Raw genomic sequence first — 15,221 nt, forward strand, 5'->3', positions numbered from 1 at the left:
CTCCGCGTGATCGCCCAATGCGGCTGAAACCCATCATCAATCCAACCTCAAAACCTCAACAAAAAGCCTCATCCCCAATCTTTGGGGTAGACCCCAACATGCTTGCTGCAGACCTTGGGGAAAAGTGGTCGGGGCGGCCAGATTCGAACTGACGACATCCTGCTCCCAAAGCAGGCGCTCTACCAGGCTGAGCTACGCCCCGTGCACGGGCGGAACGTTGCTGATTCCCCGGAGCAGATCAAGAATTTCTTCGCAAGAATTCAAAGTTTTTTCAGGTGACCGTTTTGCCGAACAAAACCTTGATGGATCAAAGGTTTGCGACCACTCTTACGGTGACTGAATGAGAGAAGCTGACCAAAGTTCTACCACTGGAGTATCCCCTTTTGCCGGAATCACCTTCCGTCAGCTCGAAGTTTTCAGGCTTCTTTGCGTTGAGAGATCCTACGCCAGCGTCGCGGTGGAAAGGCGCACGAACCGTGCTGCCATCAAGCGCATCTGCAGAGACTTGGAGAAAGCGGTGGGGCGCAAATTGTTTGAGGAAACCGCCGATCGCCAATTGGTGCCGACCCATTTCGCCGAAGGCCTGCTAATTGAGGCAGGCACTCTCTACCGAAGTCTGCGCCGAATGCATGAAGGGGTACGCGCGATTCACCAAAGTGGCAGAACTCTGAGATTTGCCGCTGCCAGTGGATTTTTCAAAGGTGGATTATTTACCGAGTTCCTCAGCAAGCTTGATCTGAACGGCCATTTCCAATCGAGTTTTTTGAGAATTGAAACCAACCGCTACAAATCCGCCCTGCTGAGTGCGGAATGCGATGTCTATTTCGGCGCGGCGCTGGAAATTTCTGAAAGGCTGGATTCCGTGGATCTAGGGCCGATTCCGTGGCGAATTCGACATGGCAGCCATCCTCCGAAATCGCCGGAGGAGCTTCGAGGCTCGAATTGGTCCATTGTAGACGCCGGAGAACCTGGCACCGCTGCAGAGGTTCTGGATCAATTTCATCAAGCTGGCGCCACGGGCGGATCGGTCATTTCCTTGGAGGAAGCGAAGGAAATCGAGCTCAAGGAAGGTTCCGAAGCCAAGAACCACATGATTTTCTATCCGGATCACGATGGTGGAAAGAACGCAAAGATGGAGCTGGGTGATCCAATTTGGCCAGCATACCGGCTCTCTGCCATGTTGCGGCGGAATCACCCCTATTCAGAGCTGAAACAAATGCTAATCACGGCGGCAAACGGAGGGAGGACAAATGGACATTGATTTTGCCAGCTTGTTGATTTTACGGCGCTTGGCCGAGACCGGAAGCTTCACCGAGACCGGGAAAACCTGGAAAATCTCCCAGCCTGCGGTGAGTTTGATGATTTCGAAGCTCGAGTCTGCCATGGGCTTGGTTCTTTTGGAACGCACCACCACGGGGGCAAAACTGACCTCGGCCGGCGAACTTTTCCTGCAGAGATCGAACGAAGTCTGCGATGCTTACCTGGCCCTGATCGACGGCATGCGCCACATCGGCCGCCAAATTGACCGCGAGGTCTTGGTAGGCATGGATGGATCGTGGTTTTCGGCCGAATTACAGAAAAACATCCCGTCCTGCAAATTCCCCGATGGCGTCAGACCTCTGATTGTCGATTGCAGCTGTGACTGGAGCGAGGATTTGGAATCCACCCGTTGTGATGTGATTGTCGCCGGGCGCTACCTCCGGTCCGGTCTTTCACAAGGCGTGCAAGAAGCCTCCATCCGCCGGGAACGCGGCATCACCGTGGCTTGGAATCCGGATTTTTACCCGTTTGATTCGGTAACCTTCAGTTTCCCGGACATCCTGCAGGCAACGGTTTTACTGCCGTCGTCGCGAGTGGTGTCGGGTTTTGCCGCGTTTTTGAAAAAATGGTGTGAGGATGCTTACGGACGGCAACCGGTGAACGTGATCCAATTCGATAGCGAGCAGGAAGCAGCCGAGGCATGTTCCGCTGGCTTGGGAGTTCTGGTATCTCCGGGTGACGCCATGCCGCGAGTCCACCCGACCGGGGAGGAAATCAAGCACGTAAAGACGTTCGAATTCCTTCTCCCTGAAGGGTTTACCTTGGCAGTTTATTGTCGCAGCGACGAAGATTCCAAGGACGTGCTTTCTGTCGCAGCTGCGATCGGGAAGCTGGCACGGCGACTCTTCGATCAGGCTGCAAAAGCCTGATTTCCCCCTTCCCCACGCCTGGCGACAGGGGAAATTTGGAAAGTGCGAGATTTCAGCAGCGTTTGGCCGGCGATGCGGCGTCGCCTTGACATTGTGGCCATTTTTCCCATCGTTTCACAAACGACAGGGGTGCTCCACGACCGAGGGGCCGAGATTTTCCGCGCGTGGAAAGAACCCTCCGAACCTGACGCGGGTGATGCCGCCGTAGGAAGTCGAAGCCATTCACCGTTTCCCTTCCCCCGGCCGTGCACTCAACCGCACGGCCCTTTTATTTTCCATCCCGTCTTTCCAGCTACTGCCCATTCAAATCTCGAACCAACCACTGATCATGATCTCATCTGACGAAACGACCGGCGCGCCAACCTCTGAAACTCACGACGCTTCCCGCACTCCGCTCCCAGCGTCCACTCGCGTGTATGTTCAAGGTGAGCTTCATCCGCAAATCCGGGTGCCAATGCGTGAAATCTCGCTTTCTGACACGAAGTCGTTCAACGGTCGCATCGAGAAAAATGAATCCGTGCGAGTCTATGACTGCTCAGGCCCGTGGGGTGATCCGGATTTCACTGGCACCTCCGACCAAGGACTCCCTGCACTTCGTCGTGAATGGATTCTCTCTCGTGGCGATGTCGAGGCTTATGAAGGCCGCGAAGTTCAACCTCAGGACAATGGCTATCTAACCGAAAAGCATGTCGAGTTCGCGTCGAAATCCGAGCGCGCTAACAAGTTCATCGAGTTTCCGGGCCTCACTGCCGATCGCCGTCAGCCGCTTCGTGGTACGGGAAAACCCGTAACTCAGAAATACTACGCCGACCAAGGCATCATCACTCCCGAAATGGAGTTCATTGCGATTCGTGAAAACATGCGCCGCGCGCAAATCGCGGACATGAAGGACGATATTCTCCGCAATCAACTCGACAAGCAACACGCAGGGTCAACCCAATCCCCTGACAGCCCATACACACCGGGCATCTTTGGCCGTTTTCCGCAACGCATCCCTAACGAAATCACCCCGGAGTTTGTTCGCAGCGAAGTCGCCGCAGGCCGCGCGATCATCCCGCTGAACGTGAATCACCCGGAATGCGAACCGATGATCATCGGCCGCAATTTTTTGGTGAAGATCAATGCAAATATCGGTAACTCTGCGGTCGCTTCATCCATCGAGGAAGAAGTGGAAAAAATGCGCTGGGCCACCAAATGGGGCGCCGATACCGTGATGGACCTTTCCACCGGCAAGAACATCCACGCCACACGCGAATGGATTCTGCGCAACTCGCCGGTTCCGATCGGCACCGTGCCAATCTATCAGGCGCTGGAAAAAGTGAACGGAAAAGCCGAGGATCTGACCTGGGAAATTTACCGAGACACCCTAATCGAGCAGGCCGAACAAGGGGTCGATTACTTCACCATTCACGCCGGAGTTCTGCTTCGCTTCGTGCCGATGACTGCCAGCCGCATGACCGGTATCGTTTCCCGCGGTGGTTCCATCATGGCGAAGTGGTGCCTTGCCCATCACAAAGAAAACTTCCTCTACACCCATTGGGACGAGATTTGCGACATTTGCGCCGCCTACGATGTCAGCTTCTCGATCGGCGACGGACTTCGTCCCGGATCGGTTGCCGATGCCAACGACAAGGCGCAATTCGGCGAACTGGAAGTCCAAGGCGAACTGACCCAACGCGCCTGGGCAAAGGGTTGCCAAGTCATGAACGAAGGTCCCGGCCACGTGCCGATGCACATGATCGAAGAGAACATGGCGAAACAACTCGAATGGTGCCACGAAGCTCCATTCTACACACTTGGACCGCTCACGACCGACATCGCCCCCGGCTACGATCACATCACTTCCGGCATCGGTGCCGCCATGATCGGTTGGTATGGCTGCGCGATGCTATGCTATGTCACCCCGAAAGAGCATCTGGGTCTGCCAAACAAAGACGATGTCAAAACCGGCGTCATCACCTACAAACTGGCCGCCCATGCTGCGGACCTTGCCAAAGGTCATCCCGGTGCCCAATACCGTGACAATGCGATCAGCAAGGCGCGCTTCGAGTTCCGCTGGGAGGATCAATTCAACCTTGGACTGGATCCGGTAACTGCCCGCGAGTTCCACGATGAGACCCTGCCGCAGGACGGAGCAAAAACCGCTCACTTCTGCTCCATGTGCGGCCCTCATTTCTGCTCGATGAAAATCAGCGAGGACGTCCGCCAATATGCCGCAGAACAAGGACTCTCCGAAGAACAGGCACTGGAAGCCGGCATGGCCGAAAAGTCCAAAGAGTTCACCGAAAAAGGTTCCGAAGTCTACGTCCCGGCGTAAGGACTTCGCAGTTATCTACGGTCTTGGGATTCGAGACCATATCAATTGAGCGAAAGCAAGCCATAGTCGCTTGCTTTCGTGTTTCGCGGAAGAATCCAGTTTTAGGCAACCGATCGAGATCGGTGCATCTCCACGTTTGAGGTAGGCAAAAAATCAGCTCCATCTCGAACACGCATTGCAGGAACTGTGTCCTGATCGAGGATTCCCGTTTGTCATCCTGTTGAATCGGTCGATGAGCTGCCGATCATAAAAATCGAAGACTTGTATGAAATTCATCTGCTTGGGATACATTGAGCCGGGTAAGTTCGAAAATTTATCGGAGACACAGCGCAACGCCATGGTGGACGAGTGCTTCACCTATGATGATCAATTGCGCGCCGGCGGCCATTTTGCCGGAGGCGAGGCCTTGCAACCACCTCAGACAGCAACCGTGCTGCAGTGGCATGAAGGCAAGGCCATCGCGAGCAGCGGTCCTTACGCCGATACTGCCGAACAAATTGGCGGAATTTTAATCCTTGAGGCCCGTGATATGGAACATGCAATCGAGCTGATGTCAGCTCATCCAGGAGTCAAAGCGGGGCCGTTTGAGATTCGACCAGCTGCGGATCTAACAGAAATGATACAGCAGAGCGAAGCGCGCCGATCAGCTTGTTAGTCCATGGATCACTCGCCCGATTCCACCTGTTTCACTGCTCACTTGGCAAACTTCTTGAACCTGCTAGGCTAGAAAAAATTTCCTCCTGCCATGAACTCTGAATTGGATTCCTATTTTCAAGAAACCTCCAGGTGGAGTGCAGAACTTGGCTTGCTCAGGAAAATCCTCCTGGGCACTGAACTCAAGGAGGAGGTTAAATGGGGCCAACCTTGTTACACGCTGAATGGTGCGAATGTCATCATGCTGGCAAGCTTCAAGGACAATTGCGCGATCAGTTTCCTGAAGGGGGTATTGCTCAAGGATCCAAAAATGCTCCTCAGCAAGCCCGGAGAAAATTCGCAAACCGTTCGGGTGATTCGGTTCACCAATGTGCAACAAATCAAGGAGATCAAAGCCGATCTCTCTGCCTATATTGCCGAAGCCATTTCACTCGAACAGACTGGCATCAAGGTGGATCGCAAACCCGATTCCGCACCTGAGATTCCGGATGAACTCAACGCAAAGTTCGCGGAATCGGCTGAACTGGAAAAAGCATTCCTAGCTCTAACACCCGGTCGCCAGCGCGCATACTGCATGTTCTTCGCTGCAGCGAAACAATCCAAAACACGGACGGCCAGGATCGATAAATACATTCCGCAAATTCTCTGCGGCAAAGGCATGAACGATTGCACCTGCGGCCTATCGAAAAAGATGCCTGCTTGTGACGGATCGCACCAACTGCTGAAAAAGAAATCCGAAATCTAACCTCATCCAACTGGAGTTAGAAAACTTCGAATCAATCATTCTGATACCCAGTGATCTGGGCTGACATGGCATTTCTCGGAATGGTCCCGTGAAATACAGCTGTCGCCTCAGCCTTTGATCCACGAGCAATGAAATCGATCGTGAGTTCCGATTTTTGATCTGGCTCAGCAAGAACCTCAATCTGGATGTTCTCAGCAGATTTTTTCCCAAGATTCCTGAGAAAGACGGGAATACGGGTATTGCCGTTGAGCGTTGTCGGATTGCCCAATGAGATTGTTAGATCAGCAGTTTTGCTATCTGTTAGAAATACCTCCCAGAGAAGTGCGCCCATGGTCACTAAAATGAGCAAAACACTGCAGCCAAAAATCGCCCACTCTAGAGGGTTTTTACGATTTGATTCATCAGTCATATTCAGGAGGGATTTCTGTTAGAGGATTGCAAGAGGAGCCGCCCTGCAGATGCTCCCAGGACTGATGGCAGAGCCAATACCACCGTCATCGCCAGGCATTGCGCGAGAGATTGTTGATCCAATCGGCCGAAGAAAAACAGAGCGCCAACTGAAGCAAGCAATGCGATTGCATAAGTTGAAATCGTGCCCCGAATTTTTTCAAATCGTGAGTCCACGGCGACACGGGTTCCTGCATTGTGGAAATCCGAATAATGTAAAACCCACGCTCCCAAAGTTAGGGTGACCAGAGAAATCACCAACAACTGGGTGGCGGATAATTGCATGGCCAGCACACTGATTTCATCAGTCGGGGCAATATTCGCCGCGAATAATACTGCCCCACAGAGTGCGACCGCGCATTGGCCTGAATAGCCTCCCCCATCCTGCTTTCCCTCATCGGAACTACCGCTATCGCCACCGTCATCGGCACCCAGCTGCGCGGTTCCAACCGATACGCCGATGGCCACGGTCATTGCTTCCATCGCCACCATGGCAATGATTTCGGATGGTGGAAGATCATGATTAAACCTCCCCATCAACCAAAGAATCAAAGCGGAAATGACCAGCCCTAGCCCCATTTCCTCAATCGAATCGATCAGCACCTCCAACCACGTCGCGTCGCGACGTAAACCTGCATGCCGATTGTAAGCAATCAATAGAACAAAGGTCACTCCCATGTAGGCGATGATCCTTGCCGGGTGTAGCAACAAGCCAGCCCGCCAGACTTCCATGGTATATATCAGCGGCAACGAAAACATGATTCCTCCCACAATTCCTCTCCCGTATTCGCGCATCGACTCGGGGATGGTCCGGTGGTGACTAAACGCTATCATGTTCGATGTTTCCTGAGCCTGGGAAGCATCACTCCGTTTCTCGCTGAACGCCAATTCTTAAACGAAGTCGGCCAACATTTCTGCCAAACCATCATGCTTTTGCTTTGATTCCGGTCCGCTTCAATTCAGCATCCGTACATGTCAGAAAAGACGTTCTCGGACTCCGCCACTGGATCAACTGCGGTTGGGATCAAACAGCGGGTGATGTCGATTGATGTCCTTAGGGGGCTCGACATGTTCTTCATCGTCGGCATGGAGGAAATCTTCGAAGCGCTTTCCAAAATGTTCCCGATGTCCCCCTCCCTGAATGACAGGGTTCAGCACGCACCATGGGCCGGGTTCCATTTCTATGATCTGATCTTTCCCTTATTCGCCTTCATCATGGGCTCCTCATTGGTTTTCTCGCTTTCAAAATCCATCGATACTTTTGGCAAAAAAGCGACTTCACTCAAAATACTCAAACGCACTTTAATTCTCTATCTCCTGGGCATCCTGATTTATGGTGGCATTGGAGCCGGAGTCGATCAAATCCGCCTGCTCGGGGTATTGCAGCGATTGGCGCTTTGTTTTTGTGGTGCTGGTATTGCCTTCGTGTGGCTGAGCCGGAAAAATCTAATCATCCTCAGCGCAGCGCTGTTAGTGGGCTATTGGGCGCTTCTAACATTTGTGCCAGTCCCCGGGTTTGGCGCCGGAGATTTCGCCGAAGGTCACAACCTCACCAACTGGATTGATAAAATGATTCTCCCATTCCGAAAGTGGGATGGAGATCACGATCCCGAAGGCTTGCTGAGCACCTTCCCTGCGATTGTTTCCAGTTTGTTAGGTGTGTTTGCCGGATTGTTGCTGAAGGCACCGGAAATCAAACCTTCCGAAAAAGTTCGAAAATTGCTGATCTGGGGAATTGCCGGTGTCGTTGCAGGACTGCTGTGGCATTTGCAGTTTCCGATCATCAAGAAAATCTGGACCTCATCCTTTGTATTGTTCACAGCCGGGCTGAGTTCAATTCTCTTGGGACTATTCTATCAGATCATTGATATTTCAAATCACCGCAAATGGTGCCAGCCCTTTATCTGGATTGGAATGAACTCCATCACGATCTATCTGGCGGTTCATTTCATCAAGGTTGGAGCACTCGCCACCAGTTTTGCCGGTGGCGAGATTCAAAGCAGCCTCGATCATCTTTGGTTTGGTCTTGGCGAACTCGTGATCGCCCTGATCGGCCTCGGATTCTCATTCCTTTTCTGCTGGTTTCTTTATCGCCGCAAAGTTTTCCTGCGGGTTTAAAGAACCACAAACCGTTCAGTTCGGTTTGGTCAATGATCGGATCAAGTCCACTTCATCCTGTTTGTAGGGAGTTCCATCGTGACGAAAAATGTCATGGAACCATAGCTCCGGCTCGCCTTTGTATTCTTTCGTCCATGAATCCCACGGAAAGATGGTCTGACTCTTCCCGTTCACAAATCCCCAGTTATAAGCACCGATTTTTTGTTCGGCAAAATAAGGCAGGATAGCCTCGAAGGTACTACCTTCAGGCCGCGCCATATACTCCGTGCAAATCAGGGGCCGATGATATCTTTTCAAGATTTCGACACGTTCCTTGGTTTTTTCCAAATTGGAATAGATATGGAAATTGATAATGTCGGAGTTCTCCAACTGGAAGTGATCGAACTCATCCATCTTTTTCAGATCGCCATTCCAGACACCGGATGAGATGGGCTGGCTCGGTTCAGCTTCGCGTGCCCACTCGAATGTTTTCTTCAACAAGATGAGGACTTTTGCGAATTTATCCTTGGCTTCCGTCTCAGTGAACCGGCCGCCATTGTCATTATTCGGCTCGTTGAAAAGATCCCACGCGAAGATCCGGTCATCATTTCGGAAATGGTGGATCACCCCATAAACGTAGGGTTTCAGACTGTCGAAATGTTCCGGATCCTTGAGAATTTCCGCCCCTGGACTTTGCACCCAGCCAGAATTATGAACAAACGGCCTCGGTTCAGGCTGCTTGCCAGCCTTTACCACCGGATTCCACACGCTGTCGAAAAACACAAACATCGGACGGATTTTGTGTTTTTCACAAATCGTTAGAAATCCATCAATGCGTTTCAGGTAGGCATCAGAGTCGGTCTTCCACGGGATGTCGTGAAGAAATACCCGCATGGTATTAAATCCGAGACTCTCTGCCCATCCGAGTTCGAGATCGATGCGTTTTGGATCGTAGGTTTCCGCCTGCCACATCTCCAGCTGATTGATCGCACTTGCAGGCACATAGTTCGCACCTATTGGCCAGGGTTGCTTGGCATACCATTCGTTGGCTTTCTCAGGAGACCATTGCTTGGCAGGTTCCGCATGAACCAAAATCGGAAGAGCCAGAAGGAGATATAGAAGTGATTTTTTCATCGGGTTTGTGGTGAACGGATTCACTTGCTAGCAAAGATGACCCTTCGCATGACCACAAGATTTTCCCTTCATAAACGGAGCCATCCCGAGAAAGGTGCAACTCAACTCAAAATCATCCATTGGAAGCCCGGCGTTCTCCGTATCTGGCAAAGAGATCATCCAGCCACTCACCTTTGACCGGTTTGGAAAGCAGAGTAACTACCCCTTGAGGCAGAAGTCGGTTTACCACAGACACTTCATCAGCATCCAATGAATCCACCAGCGCTACCACCGGTAATGTGTAGTGCTCTTCCGATTTCAAAAGACGTTGATACAGCTCATCCCCATCCATGTCCGGCAGCTTCAGGTCCAGAATCACCAGAGCGAAATCGTAACCTGATGCCAGGGTCAGCGCTTCTTTTGCATTGGAAGCAGACAGGTAAAAATACCCACCATTTTTCAAGCGCAGGGTGATTTCTGTTAGAAGACTCACATCATCGTTAATCACAAGAATCGGTTTCATGATGAAGCAGTCTAAGCTGCTGTATTTCATCGACCACTACAATTCCAGCCCGTCTTTCCGCTCACCCAGGCAAACTCTCAACTCAAGCAGCCCATGAATTACAGCATTGACTGAACCATTCATTCAGTTACTTCTCTTCATAGTGGATGAATCAAAATCAAAGCACTCTACTGAACGCTTAAGGAGTCTCGCGGAAGCTGCGATCACCTTATTCTGCCGTCAGGGTTACGAACGGTCACAGGTCGCCGATGTCGCGAAACTGATGGGCGTCGCCGTGGGCACGGTCTATCTCTATGTGGCAGGAAAAGAGGCATTGTTTGATCTCGCGGTTCGACACGCATCCTCAGCGGATGCCGACTGGTTAGAGTCTGTGGAAATCCCACTTCCAAACCCTGAACCTGGCGCAACGCTCGCCTTTCTCAGAGAGCTCTTCGATCGCGCGGAGTGGCCAAAACTGATGGCTGCTTTAGCTTGCGAAAAGGCTGATGATCCTGCGGCTGAACTGGATGGAGTGATCCGTGAACAATACCGTCTGATGCGGCAGAATCGCCGAGGCCTGCTCATGCTCGCGAGATCCGCTCTGGAGTTCCCCGGTCTCGCAGAAGTTTTTGTTTTAGGGTTGCGGGCTAAATTGCTCGACCATCTTAGCCGCTATTTAGCTCTGCGTGTAAAGGCTGGCCAAGTGCGGCAATCCATCGATTTGCCTGCAACCGTTGCGGTCATGACCCAATCAATCACTTGGGCGAATCTTCAGCGCCCCTTTGATCCCGGGCTGATTGCATTAAGCGAAGAAGCCATCGAGAACTCAACCGTCGAACTTCTGGTTCGGGGGGTGATTTCATCCAAATAACCCCCAAGTCCTACCGACATGCCCTCGATCCCTCCAATTGTCACCCAACCCAGTCACTGGCTCATGGGTGGAGCCGCCTACTATGCCCAACGAGCTCCACTGAAATGGATACCAACCTGGGCAAAGGAATATGGCGATATTTATACCATCACTTCACGACTTGGCAGTGCCCATATCGTGACGAATCCAGAGCTCGCGCGACAGGTGCTAGTAGAAAAATACCGGCACTATCTCGAGAAAGGCAGAGCTTACGCAGTGTTGCGGGTTCTCATGGGCAACGGACTGGTGACCAGCTCGGGTGAATTTTGGCGCGGCCAGCGCAAACTCACCCAGCCTGCTTTCCACCGTCGCCGTCTTGATGCGATTTTCTCGATGATGGTGGACCGGGCACGCGCCTATTCAGATCGCCTCGCTGAGACCCGCGATGGCATCGATGTGGCACCGCTCTTTTCCCAGCTGACGCTGGAAATCATCTCCCGAGCCATGTTCAGCACGGATGTGGAATCAGATGCCGCGCATGTTGGTTCCTATATCGCGACGTTGAATGAAGGGGCTCTGAAAACCCTGAGACATCCTTGGAGATTGCTGTTGCCGCGAAAGATTTCCACACCGTTCACTCGCCACGAATTCGCCGCTCGAACCTCTCTGAATCGTATGGTGAATCTCATCATTGCGAGGAGACGTGCCGAGGGAGCGGAAGGACATGATGACTTATTAGCGATGTTTCTTTCTGCCTGCGATGAAGAAACCGGCCGAGGCATGACCGATCTTCAGCTGCGAGATGAAGTGATGACCATGTTCGTGGCAGGTCACGAAACGACGGCCAATGCCATGTGCTGGTTGCTTCACCTTCTATCCAAAAATCCGGAGATCACTCAACAAATCCAGAGTGAGATCGACGCGGCGGGCGATGCGTTGGATCGCGGGGATCTGTCCGCATTTTCACTCACCCGGCGCGCGATCGAAGAGTCACTCCGTATCTATCCAACCATTTGGTCAGTCGGCAGACGCTGCGTTCAGGACGACCAACTAGGCGACTATGAAATTAAAACCGGCAGCAACTTGATCATTCCGATCTTTCATTTCCACTGGAGTGAAAAGTGGTGGGACGATCCTGAAAAGTTCGACCCTGATCGGTTTCTTCCAGAAAACCGGCCTGGTCCGGAAATCTATTTCCCATTCGGAGCAGGTCCACGCACTTGCATCGGCAATCAATTCGCCATGCAGGAACTGGTCATCATGACTGTCGTATTCCTCAAAAGATTTGAAGTATTACCAGTCCCTGAATTCCAAATCGAACCCGATCCCCTCATCACCTTGAGGCCGAAATACGGAATGAACTTAAAGTTCAGGGAAAGAACCTGACTCACAGTTCATTGAGGGAGCTGATCCAGCTTCGCGCGGGCTTCGTGCAGCTCCTGTGTGGCATAATCAATCCGACGGGAAATCCGGTTCATCCGGGTTTTCCAAGTCTCCAATCCATCCGGCACCGATGCGTGCCCCTTGGAAGCAAATTTCGCATCGATGAGCTGGTCGTGCAGACCCAGCAAAACGTTATCCCATTTCAGGACGTTCTGACTCAAAGCCTCGCGGATCTTTTCTTTTCCCTCTGAATTCAAGCGGCTCAAAGCCCTGGCTCGGCGCAGTTTGGATTGCGCGATCTCTGCTTCTGATTTCCGGATGGATGCCATCACCAGAACCAGTCGCTCTTTCTCCAATTGGCCCCTGCGCTCTTCATCATTCCACTGAAAGCGTTCCTGCCACTTGGCCGGCAAAGCCGAAGCATGAATTCTCGCAATGCCGCTCTTGTGGCGGACTTCGAGCCCCACTGGCGTGACTTTACGAATGGTCACATCATCATAAACTTTCCCATCCGAAGTGGTTAGATGCCTGTAGTGCTCTCCGACGGCCGTCTGGAATTCCTGCTCCCGGTAGGATTTCCGGTAAACCTCGAACTCACTTTCCAACCCGTTGAGACCGGCTTCCAAGTCAGACTTACTGCTTTCTAACAAAGCCAATTTTTCGGCATTGCCATCAACTGAAGAAAGCATGGATTGGTAAATCTCAGCCTCCGCATCTTCGGCTTGCCGCTTCACAGACAATGCCTGCCGACTTTCCATCAACTTGTGGTTGAGTTCCTGAATCACTGCCTGCTGTTCATCAACCTCGCGGGCTTTGACAACGTAATCCCTGTAGTCAACCGCTACAGAAAAACATGTACCAACCAAAACGAGCGCAATCAGTGCTCCTTTGGCATTCAATAAACCGGAATGACTCATGAACTTTGGCATAGGAATCAGGATTACATATTACGCTCTGCCTCTTTGATCATGTCTCTCACCTTCTCCAGCTGACGAAGCTTCAGCTCTTTCATTGTTTTCAGCTTGTCATTATTCGCTGTCGAATGAGTGGTACCGTGAATGTGAGCCACTTCAGCCTTCCCGAGCTCATCGCGTATCTTCGTGTCAATTTCTTTGATCTCTCTGGACAATTGTTCCGCCTGTCTCCTGAGACGACTGACTTCAAGAGCCTGCTTCTGATCGTCAGGTGATAAAATTTGCCCGGCGTTTGGAGCCGCCTCTGCTTGCTGACTTTGTGCTTGTTCACGCGCTTCCTTAGCCGCAGCCACAGCTGCTTCGTGACGGAGTTGCAATTCGCGCTCTTTCTTCAATAGCTCTTGTTTCTGTTCCTCATCGAACTGAAACCGGTCGCGTAGTTTGTCAGGCAGGTCTTCATAAGGAATTCTTTTGATCCCTGTCGCGTGGCGGATTTGCATACCAACGGAATTCACCTCGCGGATTTCAACGTTTTTGAACGTCTCACCAGAAACCGTAACCAAAACCGGCATTTTTTCGCCAACCGCTGCACCGCGGATATAGCTGCGATATGAGTTTTTATACTTTTCGAACTCCTCGTCTTTGGACGCCAAAACGGATTTGAGTTCACTTACCTGGTCTTGAAGTTGCTGGATCGAATCCCGGCGTTCGGCGTTGGCGCGATTCTGTTCGATGAGTGCATCTGCGGAGGCGGTGATTTCCGCACTTCTCGCCAGCTTGTCCTTGTTGCTTGCAAGCTGCTCGTTAAGCTGGTCGATCTCGCTTTTCCCATCCTTGCCGCCGACTCCGAATTGGCTGGTCAAAGCAGGAAAATCGTCGGCAAACACCATGACGAACAGGCCTCCAAAGCCAATGACGACAATTGCGGCCAACAACAAGCCGAGTATCCCTACCCCGCTGCTACTTGATGATGATTTAGACATTTTCGTTAAATTTGAAGGTTCGAAATCAAATTATTTTACCACGTATTTCGCACGGTATTTTTTGAATTCCTCATCCAGTTGATCCTTTTTGCTTTCAAGCTCTGACACTTGAGAATCCAAGGCTTGGATTTGATCCAGCTGATCCTTTTCCTCGTCTCTTGCAGCCGCAAGTTCATTCGTATGATCCGGTGGCAAGCTCTTGATCTGCTCTTTCACCAATTTCAATTCACCATTGAGTCTTGCGATTTCGGCTTTTTGCTCCTCGCGCTTCTTGGCCAGTTTTTCCGTATTGCAGGAGATCAGAAGCAGCGGCAAGGAAACTGCCAGCAAAAGGGGGATTTTCAGGGATTTCATGAACATGGTGGAAGTCTTTGGAAAGTGCGGTTCCTCATTCGAGGATCGATCATCGTCAGGCGTTAACGTGATTAAAGCGAGGGTTTAGCTGCAGACACTCCATCCGCAACATACAACGCGACCAAAAATCCAGCACTTTCTCATTCAGCGAGGACTTCAGAGAACGTCGTGTCCTTCCGGATCTGGATTCTAATAAGGCTGGTGCGATGCGGAAGCTTTTGCTGATAGACTCCGATCGACCTGTGCTGTCAGCGGAAAAAGTGATCACACGTCTTGCACCGGACAGAACACCGCTCAATTTGCGAGTTTTCTTGGCCATTCCCTTAAAAATCGATCTGGAGGTTGAGTGCTGCAATTTTAGATTCAACTCCCCAGAAAAGGATTGGTTGCCACAGCAAATAGCACATTCGCATTTATTTCGACCCACGTTCCTTTCGCCAAAAAGAAAGGCTTTCGCCACGCACATCAAATGGAACCTAGCAGAGGTCATGGCAGAAATTCGAGAGATGACTTGAAATGCAAAATCATACAGCGCGTGAAGAATTCACTGCGATGAACAAATCATGGGTTCAGAAAATTGGCTCCTCCTCAAAGATTGGGGACATGAGGCACGGATGCCATCATGTCCCCGATGTTTGTTAACCTAAATTTAGGCCTGAAGGGTTACGACCCC

Annotated in this window: 15 protein-coding genes, 1 tRNA gene and 1 riboswitch; of the genes, 8 read left to right on the forward strand and 8 right to left on the reverse strand. The window is 51.6% G+C overall.

The features are described 5' to 3' along the window. Positions 1-125: 125 nt before the first annotated feature. Positions 126-202 (reverse strand) — tRNA-Pro (locus JIN85_RS18735). 138 nt (positions 203-340) lie between these two features. Here JIN85_RS18735 and JIN85_RS18740 point away from each other — a divergent pair. The 5 genes from JIN85_RS18740 to JIN85_RS18760 all read left to right on the forward strand — a co-directional run bounded on the left by JIN85_RS18740 (position 341) and on the right by JIN85_RS18760 (position 5,905). Further along, positions 341-1,261: a LysR family transcriptional regulator gene (locus tag JIN85_RS18740; RefSeq protein ID WP_200273691.1), complete on the forward strand. Its 921-nt coding sequence runs from the start codon at positions 341-343 to the stop codon at positions 1,259-1,261. Continuing rightward, positions 1,251-2,189 carry a LysR family transcriptional regulator gene (locus JIN85_RS18745; protein ID WP_200273693.1) on the forward strand — a complete coding sequence of 313 codons (939 nt, stop codon included), beginning with the start codon at positions 1,251-1,253 and terminating at the stop codon, positions 2,187-2,189. The genes JIN85_RS18740 and JIN85_RS18745 overlap by 11 nt, the downstream gene beginning before the upstream one ends. A 115-nt stretch (positions 2,190-2,304) precedes the next feature. Further along, positions 2,305-2,417, forward strand: a riboswitch (TPP riboswitch). A gap of 100 nt (positions 2,418-2,517) precedes the next feature. After that, complete coding sequence (thiC, locus tag JIN85_RS18750; protein ID WP_200273695.1) at positions 2,518-4,506, forward strand: phosphomethylpyrimidine synthase ThiC; 1,989 nt, start codon at positions 2,518-2,520, stop codon at positions 4,504-4,506. Positions 4,507-4,771: 265 nt separating this feature from the next. Next, on the forward strand, positions 4,772-5,161 hold the full coding sequence (locus tag JIN85_RS18755; protein WP_200273697.1) for a YciI family protein: 390 nt from the start codon (positions 4,772-4,774) through the stop codon (positions 5,159-5,161). Between the two features lie 90 nt (positions 5,162-5,251). Then, positions 5,252-5,905 carry a DUF1801 domain-containing protein gene (locus JIN85_RS18760; RefSeq protein ID WP_200273699.1) on the forward strand — a complete coding sequence of 218 codons (654 nt, stop codon included), beginning with the start codon at positions 5,252-5,254 and terminating at the stop codon, positions 5,903-5,905. A gap of 31 nt (positions 5,906-5,936) precedes the next feature. Here JIN85_RS18760 and JIN85_RS18765 read toward each other — a convergent pair whose 3' ends face one another. Both JIN85_RS18765 and JIN85_RS18770 read right to left on the reverse strand, forming a co-directional pair. Continuing rightward, the gene (locus JIN85_RS18765; RefSeq protein WP_200273701.1) at positions 5,937-6,314 is read right to left on the reverse strand and encodes a hypothetical protein; all 378 of its coding nucleotides are present in this window, start codon (positions 6,312-6,314) and stop codon (positions 5,937-5,939) included. 2 nt (positions 6,315-6,316) lie between these two features. After that, positions 6,317-7,186: a TIGR02587 family membrane protein gene (locus JIN85_RS18770; RefSeq protein WP_325109932.1), complete on the reverse strand. Its 870-nt coding sequence runs from the start codon at positions 7,184-7,186 to the stop codon at positions 6,317-6,319. Positions 7,187-7,324: 138 nt separating this feature from the next. Between JIN85_RS18770 and JIN85_RS18775 the strand changes: the two genes are divergently transcribed. Then, complete coding sequence (locus JIN85_RS18775; RefSeq protein ID WP_200273705.1) at positions 7,325-8,470, forward strand: acyltransferase family protein; 1,146 nt, start codon at positions 7,325-7,327, stop codon at positions 8,468-8,470. A gap of 15 nt (positions 8,471-8,485) precedes the next feature. On the opposite strand, the gene JIN85_RS18780 is transcribed toward JIN85_RS18775, so the two are convergent. Beyond that, a complete protein-coding gene (locus JIN85_RS18780) occupies positions 8,486-9,583 on the reverse strand; it encodes a glycosyl hydrolase (RefSeq protein ID WP_200273708.1) in 1,098 nt (365 codons plus the stop codon). Between the two features lie 112 nt (positions 9,584-9,695). Continuing rightward, positions 9,696-10,085: a response regulator gene (locus tag JIN85_RS18785; protein WP_200273710.1), complete on the reverse strand. Its 390-nt coding sequence runs from the start codon at positions 10,083-10,085 to the stop codon at positions 9,696-9,698. A 142-nt stretch (positions 10,086-10,227) separates the two neighbouring features. On the opposite strand from JIN85_RS18785, the gene JIN85_RS18790 reads away from it, so the two are divergent. Together JIN85_RS18790 and JIN85_RS18795 are read left to right on the forward strand one after the other, a co-directional pair. Then, complete coding sequence (locus JIN85_RS18790; protein ID WP_200273712.1) at positions 10,228-10,935, forward strand: TetR/AcrR family transcriptional regulator; 708 nt, start codon at positions 10,228-10,230, stop codon at positions 10,933-10,935. Between the two features lie 18 nt (positions 10,936-10,953). Then, positions 10,954-12,300, forward strand: coding sequence for a cytochrome P450 (locus JIN85_RS18795; protein WP_200273714.1), 1,347 nt, complete (start codon positions 10,954-10,956; stop codon positions 12,298-12,300). A gap of 8 nt (positions 12,301-12,308) precedes the next feature. Here the strand turns inward: JIN85_RS18795 and JIN85_RS18800 are convergent, their stop codons facing one another. The 3 genes from JIN85_RS18800 to JIN85_RS18810 are packed head-to-tail and all read right to left on the reverse strand — an operon-like array spanning position 12,309 to position 14,548. Next, on the reverse strand, positions 12,309-13,214 hold the full coding sequence (locus JIN85_RS18800) for a hypothetical protein (protein ID WP_200273716.1): 906 nt from the start codon (positions 13,212-13,214) through the stop codon (positions 12,309-12,311). A gap of 23 nt (positions 13,215-13,237) precedes the next feature. Further along, positions 13,238-14,194, reverse strand: coding sequence for a hypothetical protein (locus tag JIN85_RS18805; protein WP_200273718.1), 957 nt, complete (start codon positions 14,192-14,194; stop codon positions 13,238-13,240). Positions 14,195-14,224: 30 nt separating this feature from the next. Continuing rightward, the gene (locus JIN85_RS18810) at positions 14,225-14,548 is read right to left on the reverse strand and encodes a hypothetical protein (protein WP_200273720.1); all 324 of its coding nucleotides are present in this window, start codon (positions 14,546-14,548) and stop codon (positions 14,225-14,227) included. Between the last annotated feature and the right edge of the window lie 673 nt (positions 14,549-15,221).

It is taken from the genome of Luteolibacter pohnpeiensis (assembly GCF_016595435.1).
Lineage (GTDB): Bacteria > Verrucomicrobiota > Verrucomicrobiia > Verrucomicrobiales > Akkermansiaceae > Luteolibacter > Luteolibacter pohnpeiensis.

Coding starts and splice junctions, on each gene's coding strand:
- JIN85_RS18740 (WP_200273691.1), top strand. CDS start 341: ATGAGAGAAGCTGACCAAAGTTCTACCACTGGAGTATCCCCTTTTGCC.
- JIN85_RS18745 (WP_200273693.1), top strand. CDS start 1,251: ATGGACATTGATTTTGCCAGCTTGTTGATTTTACGGCGCTTGGCCGAG.
- thiC (WP_200273695.1), top strand. CDS start 2,518: ATGATCTCATCTGACGAAACGACCGGCGCGCCAACCTCTGAAACTCAC.
- JIN85_RS18755 (WP_200273697.1), top strand. CDS start 4,772: ATGAAATTCATCTGCTTGGGATACATTGAGCCGGGTAAGTTCGAAAAT.
- JIN85_RS18760 (WP_200273699.1), top strand. CDS start 5,252: ATGAACTCTGAATTGGATTCCTATTTTCAAGAAACCTCCAGGTGGAGT.
- JIN85_RS18765 (WP_200273701.1), bottom strand. CDS start 6,314: ATGACTGATGAATCAAATCGTAAAAACCCTCTAGAGTGGGCGATTTTT.
- JIN85_RS18770 (WP_325109932.1), bottom strand. CDS start 7,186: ATGATAGCGTTTAGTCACCACCGGACCATCCCCGAGTCGATGCGCGAA.
- JIN85_RS18775 (WP_200273705.1), top strand. CDS start 7,325: ATGTCAGAAAAGACGTTCTCGGACTCCGCCACTGGATCAACTGCGGTT.
- JIN85_RS18780 (WP_200273708.1), bottom strand. CDS start 9,583: ATGAAAAAATCACTTCTATATCTCCTTCTGGCTCTTCCGATTTTGGTT.
- JIN85_RS18785 (WP_200273710.1), bottom strand. CDS start 10,085: ATGAAACCGATTCTTGTGATTAACGATGATGTGAGTCTTCTAACAGAA.
- JIN85_RS18795 (WP_200273714.1), top strand. CDS start 10,954: ATGCCCTCGATCCCTCCAATTGTCACCCAACCCAGTCACTGGCTCATG.
- JIN85_RS18800 (WP_200273716.1), bottom strand. CDS start 13,214: ATGAGTCATTCCGGTTTATTGAATGCCAAAGGAGCACTGATTGCGCTC.
- JIN85_RS18805 (WP_200273718.1), bottom strand. CDS start 14,194: ATGTCTAAATCATCATCAAGTAGCAGCGGGGTAGGGATACTCGGCTTG.
- JIN85_RS18810 (WP_200273720.1), bottom strand. CDS start 14,548: ATGAAATCCCTGAAAATCCCCCTTTTGCTGGCAGTTTCCTTGCCGCTG.